The following is an 18174-nucleotide window of genomic DNA, read 5'->3' as shown; positions in this document are numbered from 1 at the left end:
TATTACAGATACTCTCCTTGAAGAGTAATGTAAGCTCTCTTTTCGCTGTTGCCAGGCGGATAATCTATTTTAGGATAGTCCACTATTCTGCGAACCCTTATGTCCTTATGCCTTATCCATTGTGCGTAAAACAGAAAAATGGTCTCTATCCACTATCTACCCTTTTCTCATGTGATGTAGGGCGCGATGAAAAGGGTGCAGCAGAGAAAAAGCTTATACTGGTTAAGACACTCGATAGACCAATCCTTTAACAAGCGTTTCCCTTTTGTAAGGAGGGCCTTCACATGCGAGGAACACACAAGCGACGTGTTCAATTGTTCTCAACCCTGGTATGTTTCTTTGCCCTATTTATGGCTGCTTGCGGCAGTAGTACCCCTGCAACCAGCAGCAAGCCAGAAGCCGCCTCAGCCGATAAGCAGATCTTCAAGTATCCAATGTCGGGCAAGCAGGACTTCGGTACGCTGGACCCCGCACTGGTACAGGATGCTTCAGACTCCTATGCGATTCAGGCCATCTTCACTGGCCTCGTGCAGTTTGATGATGCTGGTAATGTGCATGACCAGCTGGCCGCTAACCACTCGGTTAGTGCCGATGGTCTGACCTATACCTTCAATCTGAAGTCCGGTCTGAAGTTCAGCGATGGTACAGCTTTAACGGCTGATGACGTTGCTTACAGCATTAACCGCGCTCTGGACCCTGCCACCAAATCAGAAGTGACCAGCTACCTGAGCCTCTTGAAAGATTCTGACAAGATTGCCAGCGGCGCTGTGAAGACCCTGATTGGCGATAGCATCAAAGTTTTGAGCCCAACCAGCATCTCGTTGACCCTGAGCTCCCCAGCTGCTTACTTCCTCCAGACCCTGACCTACCCAACCTCTTATGTCGTGGAGAAGAAGCTGATCACTCAGTACGATATTAAGTGGACTGATCACCTGCAAGAGGGTGGCGGTGATGGCCCCTTCAAAGTACAGAGCTATAGCCATAGCACTGGCCTGGTTCTGGTTCCTAATGACAACTACTATGGTGCAAAACCCCAGCTGAAGCGCTTAGAGATGCCTTTCTCTGGCGATGCAGAGACCACCTACAAAGCCTACCTGAGCAATCAGTACGATTATGCTGGCGTTCCAGCTGCTGAACTGCCTGTAGCGAAGACCCGCAAAGACTACCATCGTGCTGATGCACTGGTCATCCGCTACCTGAGCTTCAACTGGTTGGTAAAACCTTTTGATAATGTCAAAGTTCGTCAGGCTCTCCAACTGTCAATCAACAAAAGCTTGATCACGAATGAGATCCTGAAGGGTGCTGTCACCCCAACGAACCGTCTGGTGCCAACGGGTATGTACGGTGCAAGCAAATCTGTCACCGGCCCTGCTGGTGCAACCGTGAATGGTGATGCCGCGAAAGCGAAGTCTCTGCTTGCTGAAGGTCTGAAGGAAGAGGGCCTGACCAGCATGCCAGACTTTACCCTCACCTACTACACCGGCAGCGGTTCGATTAAAAAGATCATTGACAACGTTATAAGCCAGTGGCAGGCCATCCTGGGCTTTACCGCCAAGACCAATGCTATTGACTTTGACGCTCTGGTTCAGGCTCAGAATTCGACCACCGGTAATGGGAGCTTGACTGCCTGGATTGGTGGCTGGCAGGCGGACTATCCCGATCCAGAAGACTGGCTGAGCATCTTCTTCGGCAAAGGTCAGAGCTATAACAACGCGAACTATGGTCAGAACAATAGCACTGCCGCTCCAGAACAGCAGGCTGTTCAGGCTGACCTGGCAAAGGCTGACGTCGAACTGGATCCTGCCAAGCGTTTGAAACTCTATAACGATGCTGAGCAGAAGATCATTAACGATGTTGCCTGGATTCCTTTGTATCAGTCGGCCACTAGCGTCTTGCAGAACCCCAAACTTCAGGGATATGTGAATGATCCTCTGGGTATCACTGCTCCTGATGACTGGGCAAACATCTACATTTCAAAGTAAGAGAGCGCTGATGAGACAGTCCTCAGTCCTCTAGTGATGGGAGCCATCACGATTACCGACCCTTGACAAAAGGGTCGGTAATTTTTTTATCTTCTTTTTGAGGGGAACAATTGAGGGGAACAACATATTTGAGAGCTTGCAGGCCTGAAGTTGGCCAATCAAGCCATGTGATGTTGGTCTGTTCTGTTTTATAATCTACGTTTCCTTCAGTCTATGTAGTGGAGAAAGAAAATGGTGCGGAATCTAGCATACGTGTTGACTTGTAACCTGATATCTCAATATGATAGTGAAAAACGCTAGAAAACAAGCATGTATGCTCGTTATAGTCGAGACCCTCAACCCTTGGGACCGTTCTCACATAATATTAGAGACGGTTTGGCGTTGCGGTTCGGGAAGAAACGCGTTACAATGACGGCTACAGAGTTAAAAAAACGTCAGGTTACTTCATATTTATCCGGTCAAGACTTGCGCACTGGCCAGACCTTCTGTTCTGGTGTATCGGTGAACTCACTGAACAGGGAACAAGAGAAGGCCAGTATCATCTTAGAGGTGTATTGATGCACGAACAAAACGCACAATTGGAAGAGATTTTAGGGGTACATTTTCATGATTCTCAGCTTCTCAGGCTGGCTCTCACCCACCGTTCATATATTTATGAGACCTCTGGTGCTGGTTTGACCTCCAATGAGCGGCTAGAGTTTCTAGGCGATTCGATTCTCGCGTTGATTAGTGCGGATTTCCTCTACCGTAATTTTTCGCATCTTACAGAAGGTGAGTTGACCGATGTGCGCGCCGTTCTTGTGCGAACAGAGACTCTAGCGCGCTTTGCTCGCGAGATGGACCTGGGCCGCTTCCTCATGATGGGGAAGGGGGAGCAGAATAGTGGCGGGGGACAGCGTGTTCAGGCTTGTGCCTTCGAGGCTATTCTAGGGGCGATCTATCTTGATCAGGGCCTCGAGGCTGTGCGTCATTTCCTGATTCCTCTGCTTGATCCTATTGCCCACACAATTATTGAAAAACGTTTGTTTAAAGATAATAAATCACTCTTTCAAGAGATCGCACAGGCTCAGACTGGAATCACTCCATCTTATCGTCTGGTTGGACAAGAAGGCCCTTCTCATAATCGCGAGTTTACGGTAGAGGTTATGTTAGGTGATGATGTTGCTGGACGCGGCCAGGGACGCAATAAACAGACTGCTGAGCAAGAGGCTGCTCATAATGCTCTTGTTAGTCGAGGTTGGATTTAGTTGCAATTAGCTGAGCCCTTTTTCTGGTTTCTACCATCTTGATTGATCTAATGCAAAACAATTGTATGTTGGAACAGTTCTAATCTTTGCTTTGGGCTATTGTTTGTTCTAAACGTACGATGAAGCAAGGATTGGGCGCTTGGGAATACGTCGGGTAAGTGAGAATAGGGGACGTGTATGCGGTTAGAGCCAAGACCCAGGCCCAGTCAGGTGTTACGTGTCAGTGCAAGGCTGATTACTTCCAGTACCATTTTACATTTATCGGCTGATGAATTAGAGCACACGGTAAATCAGGAGCAGACTGAGAACCCTGCTTTAGAAGTAAAGGAGGAGCGTGTCTGCCTCTTTTGTGGGACGCTGATGTATAGTCAGCGCTGCCTTGTCTGTGGGCGCTTTGTGCAGACGCCTCAGCCACTTCATCAGTCTCAAGAGGTACAGGAGGCTGAAAATCTGCATGAGCCTCCTGTCTATGTGCAACAGACCTTCTATGAGATTGATGCCTATGAGAGTTCAGAAGGTGACCAGGACGAGGATTTTGATCCGCTGGCGCATATTGCCATTAGTGTCACGCTTGAGGAGACTCTTTTACAACAATTAGAGGCGTTGGTGACTCCTGATGATGCAGTGATTGCAGAGAATCTGGTAGGGAATCTCAATGAACATGGCTATTTGGAGATCAGCACGCAAGAGATTGCTGAGTATCTTCAGGTTCCCCTGGAGCGGGTGGAGTATGTGTTAAGTCAATTGCAGACATTGGAACCTCTCGGTATTGGTGCTCGCACGCCTCGCGAGTGCCTCTTAATTCAACTCCACTCTTTAAGCGAGCAGCAAGCCCCGCATCCATTAGCGGCTCTTTTGATTGAAGATTATTTTGATGATCTTGCCCATAATCAATATCAAGAGATTGCTCGGCGGCTGAAGGTTCCTGAGGCAGAGGTACAGGCGGCAAATCAGTATATCCGAGAGACGTTACACCCTTTTCCCGCCTATATTTATCGCCCAGATTCGCGCTATGAGCAGCTAGGGGCAGGTGGCGCAACAACGTATATTCACCCTGATGTGCTTATCCGAGGAATGGATGGCCACTATGAGGTGGATCTGATTGAAGATAAGCGCTATCAATTTAGTACACGCAATCCTATTGCTGGACAGGCGAGCTCTCCAAATCCTGATCTTCAGCGCTATATGCAGCAGCAGAAAGAGCGTGCCAACTTTTTTATTGATTGTCTTGAGCGCCGCTGGCGGACATTGCGTCGCGTCTCTGAATTTGTTGTGGAGTATCAAAAAGGCTTTTTGCAGTATGGTATTCGCTCGTTGCGTCCTCTGACACGTGCTGAGGTCGCAGCTCAGCTGCATCTGGATGAGGGGACGGTAAGCCGCGCTACAGCTAATAAATATGCGCTTTTACCCAATGGACGTCTGATCCCACTTTCAGATTTTTTTGATGGCTCGCTGCGGATTAAAGATATGTTACGCGAACTTATTCAGTCTGAGAGCGCCAAACATCGGTTTAGCGATGAAGAGCTGGCCCGTCAGCTCTCTCTGCGTGGTGTTCCGTTGGCACGACGGACCGTGACTAAATACCGTGAAGAGATGGGGATTGGCTCCTCTCGGGAGCGTGGCCTCTGAAGGATTGTTTTCATTAGATGGTCCGCGGCCATCATGAATGATGGGCCCGACACGATTATGTGATAAATCACGCTTGAGGGTAGGTTCTGTGGAACAGGGTGGAGTGGGTTGCTGCGGCCATCATGAATGATGGGCCCTGCCAGCTTATGCGATAAATCGCGCTTGGGGATGCAATTTATCGTATGAAGAGGGAGGTTCTGTGGAACAGGGTGGAGTGGGTTGCTGCGGCCATCATGAATGATGGGCCCTGCCAGCTTATGCGATAAATCGCGCTTGGGGATGCAATTTATCGCATAAGGGGTGCATTTTGTTATAGTGGTTGCGGATAAGATGTTAGCGTTTTACAAAGGGTAGGGCGGCATCTGGCTCTACATAAATGGTATGTTCTCGTTCATAGATGACCATGCCGGGTCCGCCTCCCTTCATATGACGCACATGACGTTGTAAGGTGTAATCGACGGGGGCGCTGGTGCTTCCGCGGGCCTCGCTATAATAAGCGGCCAGACTGGCTGCCTGATTGATGGTAGCGCGAGGAATCTCTCGTCCTGCGGCCTTAATGATGACATGGGCTCCCGCCACTCCACGAGCATGCAACCACATATCGTTAGATGTGGCCTGATGGAAGGTGACCTCTTCGTTCTGGCGGCTATTCTTGCCGACAAGCAACGTAAAGCCTTCGGTACTCTGAAGGTGGATGGGAACGCCACCGCCGGGCGGGACGGGTCTGCCTTTTGTCTGCTTGCCGCCCTTGCCTTTTTTGGCAGCTTTAAGCGCTTTCTTATCCAGAGCAGCTTTCCCTCGAATATAGCCTGCCGTCTGAACTTCAGCCTTCACTAATGCGACCTCTGCGGCATTCTCAGCTAACAGGAGATCGGTGATCAGTTGTTCAATCGTGGCAAGCTCAACAGTATTCTGCTCGATCTGGCCTGGAACCAATTCAAGAGCTCGCCGCAGTTTATGATATTTGTTAAAGTAGCGATTTGCGTTGCCGATAGCGTCAAAACGTGGATCAAGCGGAACCAGTACGGTCTCCTCCTGGTCTCCAAAATAGTTTTGGAGCTCGATCTTTGTTGGCCCCTGTGTGACCTCTTGCTGGTGAGCGAGCAGGAGATCGCCGTAAAGCCGGTAGGTGTTGGCCTCCTGAATGCTCTCCATCTCTTTCTGCAAGAGCTCGGCTTTGCGTTGACAGCGCTCGCGTTGATGCTGAAGAATCTTGCGTAGCGGTGCACGCAGACCCTCGACAGCGTCGCGCCACTCGGCGCGGGCATAGTAATCATCCAGAATCACATTGATTGAGGGTGATTCACGTATGAGAAGCTCTGGTTGGGCCGCATATTGCTCCAGGCGATAGGCGGCAAAGGCCAGAGGAAGCCGCTGTCCACCCTGATCAAGCCCCTGTCTGCTGGTAGCTGAGTCGGCCTGCTCAACCATCTGTGGCTGCCAGCGGCGCGTCTTGTAGGCGCTCAAGAGATCGCTCACATTCCATGCCAGCTCTTCCCAGATATTATCGTCGGCCTGCGTAACGGGCATCTCCGTCTGCTCGGTTGTGCGAAAGACTGCCTCACGGGCCACCAGAGGGCTGCACCCCAATACATGTCGTGAAAGGAGCTCCCACAATTTGGGAGGGCCAGATGCGCGTTTCCCTTTCCGCTTCTTTTCGGCGGGCTCCTCAGGGGTGGGCTCTTCAACGGCACAGATGGAGAGCTGTGCTGCGGTAAGCGCAAGGGGATCTAATTTAGGAAGCTCCTGACCAACGAGCGTGCGCTGTTGAGGAGGTGGTGGCACATAGGGGAGCCCGGCTGAAATCACGCGATAGCGATTGATCTCTGCTCCGACGCGCTTCAGGCTTCCCAGGATGAGCCCTTCTTCAGTACAGAAAACGATATTGCTTAATCGCCCCATTATCTCAATAATGATGCGAAAACGGATGCGCTCCTCACTATCGGGACTTGAGCGATAGCCCGCTACAATCTCCACCACGCGCTCCCAGTCTGGCTGTACGACTGCTTCGATACGAGCGCCTTCGAGATGTTTGCGGAGAAGCATCACAAAAGGAGGTGGCTCGCTCGCAATTTTTTGAGGCTTGCGGGCAGTGATATGGGCGCGAGCCAATTGAGGATGGGCTGAGAGATAGAGCCAGCGATTCTGGCCTCCCTGTCCCTCAGAGCCTGGAGCATAACATTGCAGTGCAATAGCATGTTCCGTGGGTTGAATAATGGTATCAATGCGAGCTCCGATCAGGAGCTTGCGCCATTCATCAGCGACCGCAGCCAGTGTTATAGCATCAACATACATAGAGAAGCCTTCCGATCTACTTCGCCTCTGTTTTTTTATGGGTACAAGACTTCCGTGAGACGGAGGAGTGTTGTACAATAGGGAAAAGAGCCCACTTCTATCGCGCCAGCGAAACAACTGGTGGAGAGGTATGTGCTCAGAAATAGTACGTACTATTGTGTCGTACAAAGTATACCAAAGAGAGATTCATTCGTATACCAGCCTATACTCTTTGATGAGCAAGCAGGAAGAAGAGCATGCAACTCGAAACACAAGTAAATACAGCGACGGACGCCCCGACCGAGATTCAGCAGGGACTTCTCTTTGTTCTCTCCGCTCCCTCCGGAACCGGTAAAGACTCAGTCATCAACGCATTAAAACAAGACGGGATGGATTTTTATGTCGTTGCCTCAGTAACCACACGAGCGCCCCGTCCGGGTGAAAGCGACGGCAATCCCTATTATTTTGTCAGCCTTGAGGAGTTCGAGCGGATGGTCGCCGCAGATGAGTTGCTGGAGCATGCTAATGTCCATGGGAACTGGTATGGGCAGCCGATTAAGCAGATTAAAAATGAGCTCCGCCAGGGCCGGGATGTTCTGTTAAAGATCGATGTTCAAGGGGCTGCAACGGTGCGCCAGAAGTTACCCGGGGCAATCTTTATTTTTCTGACCCCCGGCTCCGTTGAAGAACTGGCTGAGCGGCTGATCAATCGAAGTACTGAGACTCCTCAGGAGTTAGAACGCCGGCTGGATGATGCTCGCGGCGAACTGGCCCAGCGCGGCCAATACGATTATATCATCGAGAACCGCCAGGGCAAGCTTATGGAGGCTGTCGAAGCTGTACGAGCTGTTATGCAGGCCGAACACTGCAAGACTCACCCCAGGTATGTAGATCTCTAACGATCCTCTTCTCCCCCTGTAGAGGGGGAGAGCCCCTTACCTCTTTGCCTGAAAGATCATATAGGCCCCACTCTCAAACTTTTGATAATTACCGCTTTGCGTAAGAAGTTTGATCGCTGCATCTGGATGATAATCTCCATCTTTTGTAAAGATATAGACGATGTGATCACGACTTGAATCAACTCTGTTTTTATAAGGCGAGTAACGAGTGAGGCCAGGATCAAGATGGTCATCGAGGACTGCACAGATTATTTTCTCTTCACTTTGAAAAATAAGGCTATCGCAGACCCAATAGCCAGAGTAGATCTTTGAAATATGTCTGCTGTGAAGAAATGTGATCAGATCAGCCTGTTGCTGTATGCGAATATTGCCCTCTGGAATTGCCTGTAAAGACTGTATGCTTCCATAGATGACCAGCGTGATCATCAGCGTAAAGATGGCTGTCTGTAAAAGCCTTTGGAGACTGGCACGACCATCTCTGGTGAATTTTTTTAGAAGAAAAAGACGCGAGCAGAGTGGATTGATCACGACTGGAATCGTTACCAGCAGGCCAATTAAATAACGGAAACTCCATGGACGTTCGGCAGCCGTAGCGCTCGATGCATAAGATAGTAAGGTAAGCCAGACACATAAGGCCAGAAAAAAGCGCAGGATCTGTTTGATGATCGCTGCTCGCTTTTCTGGATCAATTTGCTGACTCTTCTTTTTTAAGAAGAACAGCAATGTTTTTCCGGGCCATGATCGTCGTGTTTCAATGAGCAAGAGTGTCAGATAGATAGAGCTCCAACCTCCATAGAAAACAATTGGGATGAGCGATTCATGAGTGAGAGGACCATAGAATGGCAGAATACGAACGTCCAGATTAAGAAGAGAAGGCATGCCAGTCGCCATCGGCAGGGAATCAAATAGCGTTCCTGATAGTTGTTTAAGCCAGAGCGATAGGCCATGTGGTGCATCTGGATAGGCTGTGTTGTGCAGTCCCAGAAAAACAGCAATTGAATTATCTTTAAACGGGGCTAACATATTATAAATGATGAGTGGCGTGATCCCAATCAGGAGGCCAAACCCAAGTATAAACACCAGATATGAGCATAGATCGGGTAAACAAAAGATTAGAAGAATCAGTATGCTACAAAGGATGAAAGGCACAACCAGGAGATGGCTCCATAATCCTAACCCGACCGCCAGTCCCCAGGTACCATAGAGAAGACCATAACGGATTGTGTGGGATACTGTTTTTTCTTTCCCCGTATTTGAGAGATACGCTGGATGAAGTGCCAGCCAGGATGAAAGTAAAAAAGTCAGAGATCCGCACAGAACTGTCTCCATCGCTCCTCCAACTGCCATTAGTTCAGGTGCAAAAATAATTCCTGAACCTCCGATAGTGAGAAGAAGAGTGATAAGCGCTATCTTTCTGCCATAAACGAGTCTTGCTAAGAGATAACAACAAATTAACGCGCATAAAAATAAAAGTAGCATACCCAATCGAAGAGCGAAGATAGATGGCCCAAAGAGATGAAACATAATGGCTCCAAGATAGGCTTCGCCAGCCCCCATATAGTTTTGCCCATAAAGATACACGGGGTGATCGTGAGTGAAGGCAATGTGACGAGCCTCAAGGGCCATTGTCCCTTCTTCACTATTGGTGACGGGCCAATTGTGGATTATAACAAAGAGGCGGACGAGAAAAGAACACAGAAGAAGCAGAGAGGTAACAAGAAGATTCGCTTTCTCATCGATTTTTACTATTTTTTTCATTAAACCACTAAATCAATCATTTTTTAAGAAGTTTCTGTTCTCAAACCGTTACACTCCAGGATACAGTGCTGTATTGGATACCAGCAGTAGTGTGTTCGGTAAGTCATATCTCAAAACTCATTTGTTCCAGTTAACTGATTTGCAGGAAAATTGAATGCATATGTAAGTATTAAAAAGGGAATATTTTCTATAGCGTAATGTTATGAATGTGCATATATAATCATTATAAAACGGCAATCTACAAAAGTCAATCATTTTTATGAATATAGTAACGAAAATGCTTTAGCATTTAGAGATGCTTAAGTTGCATGGATTTTGAGTGAGGTTCGGGTATCATTTGTGGCAATTCAGGTTAAGAGAGTGATATTCTTGTGAGGAGCGAATATATATGCTATATTCTTATCAAGAAAGATGTTCTGAGAGAGTGCCTTGAGTGTCTCCGAGCAGAAAAAGATCTTCGTACAAATTTTAAGCCCTATCACCAATAGAGGCAAGGAGTAGATCTCTATGTCATCACAGATGCACGATGAGGGCTTCTCTTCAGAAGCTTATTACAAGGGCGAGCCCATCAATGGTCGGAGTCAGTATGAATTCCAGGGGAGAGGACAGAAACTCTTGTTTGACAAGATGCTAACAGTTAATCAGAAATTGGCACTCAGCTTGATTTCGACGCTTCTGTTTATGCTTTTTTCGCTGGCTTTGTTCTGGCTTCTGCTTACTAGCGAATCCGCTTATAGCTATGGCCCCGTTCAACTCTTTCTGTTTCTGGCACTAATTCTATCATTCATTGTCGTTATTGTAGTCAATATCAACTTTTATCGCCGTAAGTAGCGGTAACAACACCTATTGCTTTCATTCTTAGTGATTCCATCACGATCAAATCTATCAGGAAGAGCGAGTAGCAGATCATTGGATTGTCGCTACTCGCTCTTCTGTTGTATCTCTAAACGGCTTCAGCAGCCACGGGCTCTTCCAGTTTGGGGAAGAGAGGCTCGGGTTTGGGAAGCGTAATCCCGGCTTCAACTTTATGCATGCGCCAGGGAGTCTTGCTGGCCTCGCCCTCGTAGCCCAGGAAGCCATGAAGTCGCTCGGACGAGAACGGCAGGTAGGGACTGAAGAGCAGATGAAGACCACTCAAGACCTGTAGCATCACATAGATCGTCGTACCGGCAGCCTCGCGGTCGACTTTGATCTGTTTCCAGGGAGCCTGTTCGTCCAGATAGCGATTGGCCGCCCGAGCGACATTCATTGCCGCATTCAGACCATCTTTTAAGTGGCAGAGAGCAATATTGTGGCCGACAAGCCCGAAGCCACGCTCAACTTCAGCCAGAATAGCCCGATCAGCCTCACGAAGCTCTGTCGGCGTAGGAACGACCCCACCAAACTTGCTCTGGAGGAACGTCAAAGTGCGATGGACCACATTGCCATAAGTCGCGACCAGCTCATCATTATTGCGGCGTACCAGCTCCTCAAATGTGAAGTCAGTATCGCGCCCCTCAGGGGCCGTAGCCGAGAGATAATAGCGAAGCGCATCGGGACCATATTTTTCCAGCACATCTCTGGTCCAGATCACATTGCCCCGGCTGGTAGAGGCCTTGGCCCCACTCATCGTCATAAATTCGTTGGCCGGCACATCATAGGGGAGATTGCGATTGCCATAGCCCAGCAGCATGGCGGGCCAGATAATTGCATGGAAAGGGATATTATCTTTGCCAATAAAGTAATAGGCCTTCACCGCAGGATCAGTCTGCTCTGGCACCCACCAGGTTTTCCAGGCCTCAGGTTTTCCCTGTTTCTCCGCCCACTCGACCGAGGCTGAGAAGTACCCAATCACCGCATCAAACCAGACATAGATGCGCTTATTCTCGTAGCCATCCAGCGGAATCGGCACGCCCCAATCCAGATCGCGGGTAATCGCTCGAGCTTTCAGACCATCCTTCAGCCAGTTCTGGGCAAAGCTCAGTGTATTCTGCCGCCAGTGATGCTTCTCCTGATTTAACCAGGCTTGCAGAGGCTCCTGAAGCCGGGGAAGATCCAGGAAAAAGTGTTCAGTTGTGCGCATCTCAAGCTTGCTCTCTTTACTGCCACAGAGCTTACAGCGGGCATCGATCAGATCCACAGGATCCAGCGTGTGACCGCAGTTATCACATTGATCACCACGAGCGGACGTATAGCCACAGATGGGGCAGGTGCCTTCGGTGTAGCGATCGGGGAGGAAGCGGCGATCGGTGGGACAATAGGGAGAGAGCATGGAATCTTTATAGATATAGCCCTTTTCATAGAGGGTTAAGAAGAAATCTTGCGTAAGGCGGTAGTGATTAGCCGTCCCAGTCTCCGTATAGAGATCCCAGGACATCCCCAATGTATCCCAGACCTCGCAGATCTGGCGATGATAGTTCGCGACAAACTCGCGTGGTGTAATGCCGAGCCGTTCAGATTCGACCAGGATCGGTGTCCCATGTTCATCGCTACCAGAGACCATGAGCACCTGATTGCCAGCCATGCGATGATAGCGGGCAAAGGTATCAGCGGGTAGGTATGCGCCCACCACCTGTCCGACATGCGTCGAACTTTTTGCGTACGGCCAGGCGACGCAGACCAGGATATGTTCATTCATGATAAAATTGCTCCCTTATAGTTTGAGAGGAGATCTCGTCTGGTTTGACAACCTTGCTGCGTACATCTGGACAACGACAGAGAACAACAGGAGACGAACCACGGGTATTATATCAACACTATCAAGTAGCGACAAGCTCTCCTGTGATCAATTTCCGATATAGCGAGCATAGATCGAGCGTGCCACCTGTTCATCAGCAGTGCCTTTGATAATCGCTCGAGCATTGGGAAAAACAGTAATCTCATAGTCATCGACCAGAAAACGGAGCAAGAATTCATTGTAATTGACCGTCCCAACGGCTTGTAAACGTTCTGCCAGAGCAGCAAAATCGATGCTCCCCTTATGATGCTGAGCGCGTACCTGGACCGCATTGCGTCCACAAAGGCTGGCACTGGGCGGTCCCTGCGGGGCGTCTAGAAACTCATAGTGATGCTCACCGCAGGTTGGGCAATCGGGCTGGCGGGGAAGCTCGAGCCGCTCAACAGTATTTTCCCAGAGATCCATCCACAGCATAGCTTTGCTCACCTGTTCGCTGTGCAGGAGGATCTTCAGCGCCTCCGTTGAGGCAATCCCCGTTATTGCGCCCACGATACCATTGAGGACGCCGACCGTATCACAGGTTGGTGTTGTGCCTGGTAAGGGGAGATCGGGGAAGACACAGCGGAGACAGGCGCTCACTCCAGGGAGAATATTCATCGTCACGCCATATGAGCCAATCACACCGCTATAGATCCAGGGGCGCTGATACTTGATGCAGACATCATTGAGAAGATAGCGCGTCTCAAAATTATCCGTTGCATCCAGGACCAGATCGCAGGTACGGACCAGACTCTCAATGCCGTCCGCTGTAATATCTTCAACGACTGCTTCAATCTGAACATCGCTATTAATAGAGCGCAACTTCTCAGCCGCCGCCACTGCTTTCGGGAGGTGTTGAGCGACATCCTTCTCATCGAAGAGAATCTGGCGCTGAAGATTATTTAATTCAATAAAGTCGCGATCAGCGATGGTCAGATGCCCGATGCCTGCTCGACAGAGATTATTGGCCAGCACCGTTCCCAGGGCACCACAGCCGATAATGACCACCGATGAGGCTCGGAGCCGCTCCTGCCCTTCTATCCCAATAGGCCGAAATAACGTCTGACGAGAATAGCGCTCGAGCATAGCCTTTCCTTCCTCAACCAACGAAAACCCTGTTTGTTGCACCCATGAACACCCTGTTTTTTTTAACCAACGAACATCCTGTTTGTTGCACCCATGAACACCCTGTTTTTTTAATTGTAGCATATAGTTCCTCTTCCTTTCTTGCGAACTGGAATAGGACAGTTGTGGAAGGAAGTTGGCAGTGCCATAGAACTATGTTACAATGCAAAAGGTGCGATAAATTTCTTTCAAAGACTCTGTCACCAGTACAGACAGAGTGCAGCACTTTTTGTGAGGCATGCTGATGAATAGCGAAGAAGCCATCAAGAAAGTATTAGTAATTGACGACAATCCGACGATTGTGGAGCTTATCAAATATGCGGTAAACCTCCAGGGATTGTATCAAGTCGTTGTGGCTTATGATGGGGTACAGGGACTGGAACAGGTTATGGTCGAGCAACCTGACTGCGTTATTATTGATGTAAAAATGCCCAAAATGGATGGCTATCAGCTTGTACGCTGTCTGCGCGGCGATCCACAGACCGCAGAGGTCCCGCTCATTATTTTAAGTGCTATGACACGCGAGGAAGATCAGATGACAGGGCTCTTATCAGGAGCGGATGAATATTTGACCAAACCTTTTAAGCCAACTGCACTCAATGCTGCTATCGATCGTGTTTTAAGCCTCACGCCTGCTGAACGCCAGCGGCGCACCGACACTCTGGTTCAAACTCAGGCCGAGCGAGACTGATCTTTTTCTGGTCAGTGTTTGCCTGGAGGGAAGAGTTTTGGACCAGATCCCTTTTGACGACAACCGTAGGGGAGGAGCACGTCTTCCTTGAGAGACGCTTGAGAGACGTCCCTCTCTCCCAGCCAATTAGTAATAAAAAGCACGTATGTGCACATAGGCTACAGCCAGTGCGTAGGTTACAGATTCTTTTTGTTGATAATGATGCAAATGTGCATAGCCGGATGCAACAGGCACTCGAGCGCGATTTTGCGGTCCAGTGCGTACGCTCAATTCATGAAGCCGTTTCCTACTTAAATGCTCCGGTTCTTCCAGATATTCTCATTACAGAGGTGATGATTGGCCAGGAGAATGGCCTGGACCTCTGTCGCTATGTGCGTGGCATCTCCACGCTTCGGCATCTGCCAATTATGCTGCTCACCTCCCGAACCGCCTTGCAAGACAAGGTAGCGGGCTTTAGCGCTGGGGCCGATGATTATGTGGTCAAACCATTTGACCCCCATCATTTGACGGCTCGCATTCGTTTACTGTCACGCATCAAACGCATTGAACGGAAAGCAAGCAATAATCCAGGCATAAACGCATAGGTCTCTGGCATGGTCCTCTCCAGGAAATTGAATGACCTTAGCTATCTGTGCCGTTTTTCCTCCAGGGGAGCGGTTCTTATCCCTGAATGAAAATCCCTCTCCTCGCAATCTGCAAGGAGAGGGACTTTTATTGAGTAATAGTGAATGAAAGAGCTTACCCAGGGAAATGGCAGGCTGCGAAATGATTTGGCTGTTTCTCTTCCAGCGGAGGAACGACCTCGCGGCAGATCGTCTCGGCTTTCCAGCAGCGTGGATGGAAATTACAGCCACTGGGCGGATTGACAGGACTGGGCACGTCACCTTCCAGGATAATGCGTCGGCGGCGAGACTCGATATCTGGATCTGGCACAGGGATAGCTGATAAGAGGGCCTGAGTATAAGGATGCAGCGGAACTTCATAGAGCGACTCGCTCTTCGCCAGCTCCACAACACGGCCCAGATACATGACAGCTACGCGGTCGCTGATATGTTTCACGACCGAAAGGTTATGTGCCACAAACAGGTAGGTCAGCCCAAACTGGCCCTGGAGATCCTGCAAGAGATTTAAGACCTGAGCCTGAATAGAGACATCCAGAGCGGAGACAGGTTCGTCGGCGACAATAAACGAAGGTCGTAAGGCCAGAGCGCGGGCGATACCGATACGCTGACGCTGTCCACCGCTAAACTCGTGTGCAAAGCGATTGGCATAGAAGGGATTGATGCCCACGACTTCCATCAGATGAGCAACCTCTTCACGAATCTCGCGTGCATTGCCGCGCTTAAAGTTTTCGAGCGGCTCAGAGATAATCTGACCAATCGTATAGCGTGGGTCCAAAGAGCTAAAGGGGTCCTGGAAGACCATCTGCATCTCCGCGCGTTTGCGGCGAATCTCATTTGGAGGGAGCGTTGTCAGTTCGACATCACCCAATTTGACGCTGCCTGCCGTTGGTTTGATCAACTGCAAGATCGCGCGACCCGTGGTCGATTTCCCACAGCCACTCTCTCCAACCAGGCCCAGGGTCTCGCCTTTCCGAATAAACAGATCGACCCCATCAACTGCTTTCACCCTTGCAACCGTCTGACCGAGCATTCCGCCTTTAATGGGAAAGTGAACTTTAAGCCCTTTCACATCGACCAGCGTCGTCCCTTTTTGTGCGGGCGTCTGAACTTCTTGTACCATAGTTTTTCTCTCCCCTAGTTTGGATAGAAGCATGCTGCGACTTGCTCGCCGCGTCCGACTTGGATCAACTCTGGAAGCTCCTGTCGGCAGCGTGCCTGTACGCGTGGGCAACGAGCTGCGTAAGGGCAACCAACAGGAGGGTTGATGAGGTCTGGTGGTTGACCCGCGATGGGAGTCAGACGTGTGCCTCGTGAATCATCGACGCGTGGGATGGACTGAAGGAGCCCTATGGTATAAGGATGGGCAGGAGTCTCAAAGATCTGTTTGACAGGTGCCGATTCAATAATATGGCCTGCATACATAACGTTGACCCGCTGGCAGGTTCCAGCCACAACTCCAAGATCATGAGTGATCATCATTACCGCAGTGCCAAACTCATGGGAAAGCCCCTTCATCAGCTCCAGAACCTGTGCCTGAATCGTCACATCGAGCGCGGTTGTTGGCTCGTCAGCGATGAGCAACTGAGGATTACAGGAGAGCGCGATCGCAATCATCACACGCTGGCGCATGCCACCACTAAATTCGTGGGGATAGCTTTTGGCACGGCGAGCAGCATCAGGGATGCGAACCAGATCGAGCATCTCGACTGCGCGGCGCCAGGCCTGATCATTACTGACATCTTTACGATGCCGTTTTACCGTCTCAGCGATCTGATAGCCAACAGTGAAGACCGGATTTAACGAGGTCATCGGATCCTGGAAGATCATCGAGATCTTGCTGCCGCGAATATCGCTCAGCTCATCCATGCTTTTCTCCAGAATATTCTCCCCATTAAAATTGATCTCACCTTGCACAATCTTGCCCGGAGGCGAGGAGATCAGGCGCATGACAGAAAGAGCAGTGACACTCTTGCCACAGCCGCTCTCGCCCACCACTCCCAGCGTCTCACCAGGCTTCATTGAGAAGGTAACGTCATCAACCGCCTTAACTACACCACTTCGGGTGTAGAAATAGGTCTTTAAGTTATTTACTTCCAGCAAGTTTGCTGCCATAAAATTGTTTCTCCGCCTCTTAGTCTTTGGATCGTGGGTCAAATGCGTCGCGTAGACCGTCGCCCAGGAATGAGATACATAATACGATAATCGTGAGAATGATGGTAGGGAAGAGCACCTCCCAGGGATGGATGGTTGCCACTTCAAGACCATCAGAGATCATCAGACCGATACTTGAACCAGGCGAAACTACACCAAGACCAAGCAAGCTGATACCAGCCTCACCAATAATGGTGTTGGACACATTCAAGGTGGAGGCAATAAAGACCAGGCTAAACAGATTAGGAATGATATGGCGCAGAATAATCTGAGTATTGCTGGAGCCAGACGTTCTTGCGGCCTCAATAAATTGCTGTTCTTTGAGTTGCAGGGTCTGACCACGCACATAGCGTGCCATTAAGGGCCAGACAGTAAAGGCAATGGCGGCTGAACCGATCACGAGACGGGCGCTCCCCGTATCCTTAATAAAGGGGATATTCCCGAACCATTGATCGGCCTGGGGTCCAAAGAGGCCAACCAGCAAGATAATAAAGAGCAGGCTTGGGAACGCAAACATCAGATCGGTAAAGCGGGCCAGGAGCTGGTCGATCCAGCCACCGTAGTAGCCTGCGAGCACTCCGATAGTGATGCCCAACAGAATGTCTACCACTTCAACCAGGAATGCAATCACAATCGAGACATTTAAGCCCTGGAACATACGAGCAAGCATATCTCGTCCGAGGCCATCGGTGCCCATCCAGTAGCGTGCAGAAGGATTTTCATCGGCATGAGTCACCTCCTGATGGGCAAAAGTATGATAGACCGAAGGGCCAATTGGTTCACCGGTCAGGTCACTGTTATAGGTGCTGCCAATGACATGATAGATATAAGGGCCAACGATGGCAAGAACAATGAAAAAGATCAGTACCCACAGACTGATCATGGCGCGTTTATCCCGCGTGAGCCGTTTAAGCGAATCTCGAAATGGGCTGGAGGCCTTGGGTGCATTTTTAATGGAGAGTGAGGCTGCTGCGGCAGTGATATCCCCCCCTGCTTCCAGGAGATCCAATGGCGGCGCGGCCGTTCCTGTCTGGGGGGCCATATTCTCTGCTGGCGCGAGTTCCGAACCTTTATCTCTTGTATCCATGGTATCGTATGTT

Annotated in this window: 14 protein-coding genes; 7 read left to right on the top strand and 7 right to left on the bottom strand. The window is 49.8% G+C overall.

Features of this window, described 5'->3' with window-relative positions:
• Window positions 1-284: 284 nt before the first annotated feature.
• From EL628_RS14530 to rpoN, 3 genes are all read left to right on the top strand, one after another.
• Complete coding sequence (locus EL628_RS14530; protein WP_126580654.1) at window positions 285-1982, top strand: peptide ABC transporter substrate-binding protein; 1698 nt, start codon at window positions 285-287, stop codon at window positions 1980-1982.
• A gap of 557 nt (window positions 1983-2539) precedes the next feature.
• On the top strand, window positions 2540-3229 hold the full coding sequence (gene rnc, locus EL628_RS14525; RefSeq protein ID WP_126580653.1) for a ribonuclease III: 690 nt from the start codon (window positions 2540-2542) through the stop codon (window positions 3227-3229).
• A 177-nt stretch (window positions 3230-3406) separates the two neighbouring features.
• Window positions 3407-4858, top strand: a complete 1452-nt coding sequence (rpoN, locus tag EL628_RS14520) for an RNA polymerase factor sigma-54 (protein ID WP_126580652.1) — start codon at window positions 3407-3409, stop codon at window positions 4856-4858.
• A 333-nt stretch (window positions 4859-5191) separates the two neighbouring features.
• On the opposite strand, the gene EL628_RS14515 is transcribed toward rpoN, so the two are convergent.
• Window positions 5192-7153, bottom strand: a complete 1962-nt coding sequence (locus EL628_RS14515; protein WP_126580651.1) for an Rqc2 family fibronectin-binding protein — start codon at window positions 7151-7153, stop codon at window positions 5192-5194.
• A 236-nt stretch (window positions 7154-7389) separates the two neighbouring features.
• Between EL628_RS14515 and gmk the strand changes: the two genes are divergently transcribed.
• Window positions 7390-8031 carry a guanylate kinase gene (gene gmk / locus EL628_RS14510; RefSeq protein WP_126580650.1) on the top strand — a complete coding sequence of 214 codons (642 nt, stop codon included), beginning with the start codon at window positions 7390-7392 and terminating at the stop codon, window positions 8029-8031.
• Between the two features lie 36 nt (window positions 8032-8067).
• On the opposite strand, the gene EL628_RS14505 is transcribed toward gmk, so the two are convergent.
• Window positions 8068-9657, bottom strand: a complete 1590-nt coding sequence (locus EL628_RS14505) for a glycosyltransferase family protein (RefSeq protein WP_126580649.1) — start codon at window positions 9655-9657, stop codon at window positions 8068-8070.
• A 639-nt stretch (window positions 9658-10296) separates the two neighbouring features.
• On the opposite strand from EL628_RS14505, the gene EL628_RS14500 reads away from it, so the two are divergent.
• Window positions 10297-10620: a hypothetical protein gene (locus tag EL628_RS14500; protein WP_126580648.1), complete on the top strand. Its 324-nt coding sequence runs from the start codon at window positions 10297-10299 to the stop codon at window positions 10618-10620.
• A 112-nt stretch (window positions 10621-10732) separates the two neighbouring features.
• On the opposite strand, the gene metG is transcribed toward EL628_RS14500, so the two are convergent.
• On the bottom strand, window positions 10733-12406 hold the full coding sequence (metG, locus tag EL628_RS14495; protein ID WP_126580647.1) for a methionine--tRNA ligase: 1674 nt from the start codon (window positions 12404-12406) through the stop codon (window positions 10733-10735).
• A gap of 147 nt (window positions 12407-12553) precedes the next feature.
• Entirely contained in the window at window positions 12554-13570 is a 1017-nt protein-coding gene (locus tag EL628_RS14490) for a ThiF family adenylyltransferase (protein WP_126581953.1), read from the bottom strand.
• A gap of 283 nt (window positions 13571-13853) precedes the next feature.
• Here EL628_RS14490 and EL628_RS14485 point away from each other — a divergent pair, with 283 nt between their 5' ends.
• Window positions 13854-14300, top strand: a complete 447-nt coding sequence (locus EL628_RS14485; protein ID WP_161975512.1) for a response regulator transcription factor — start codon at window positions 13854-13856, stop codon at window positions 14298-14300.
• A 167-nt stretch (window positions 14301-14467) separates the two neighbouring features.
• Window positions 14468-14884 (top strand): response regulator transcription factor, encoded by a 417-nt coding sequence (locus tag EL628_RS14480; protein WP_126580645.1) that lies wholly within the window; start codon window positions 14468-14470, stop codon window positions 14882-14884.
• Between the two features lie 154 nt (window positions 14885-15038).
• On the opposite strand, the gene EL628_RS14475 is transcribed toward EL628_RS14480, so the two are convergent.
• From EL628_RS14475 to EL628_RS14465, 3 genes are read right to left on the bottom strand one after another with little or no spacing between them, the layout of a single operon-like run.
• Window positions 15039-16043, bottom strand: a complete 1005-nt coding sequence (locus EL628_RS14475) for an ABC transporter ATP-binding protein (RefSeq protein WP_126580644.1) — start codon at window positions 16041-16043, stop codon at window positions 15039-15041.
• 14 nt (window positions 16044-16057) lie between these two features.
• Complete coding sequence (locus tag EL628_RS14470) at window positions 16058-17035, bottom strand: ABC transporter ATP-binding protein (protein WP_126580643.1); 978 nt, start codon at window positions 17033-17035, stop codon at window positions 16058-16060.
• A 19-nt stretch (window positions 17036-17054) separates the two neighbouring features.
• Complete coding sequence (locus tag EL628_RS14465) at window positions 17055-18161, bottom strand: ABC transporter permease (protein ID WP_245994097.1); 1107 nt, start codon at window positions 18159-18161, stop codon at window positions 17055-17057.
• Window positions 18162-18174: the final 13 nt, after the last annotated feature.

The sequence above is a fragment of the Tengunoibacter tsumagoiensis genome (assembly GCF_003967535.1).
GTDB lineage: Bacteria > Chloroflexota > Ktedonobacteria > Ktedonobacterales > Ktedonobacteraceae > Tengunoibacter > Tengunoibacter tsumagoiensis.
The sequence above is the reverse complement of the archived record's forward strand: the minus strand, read 5'-3'. Positions and strand labels throughout refer to the sequence as shown.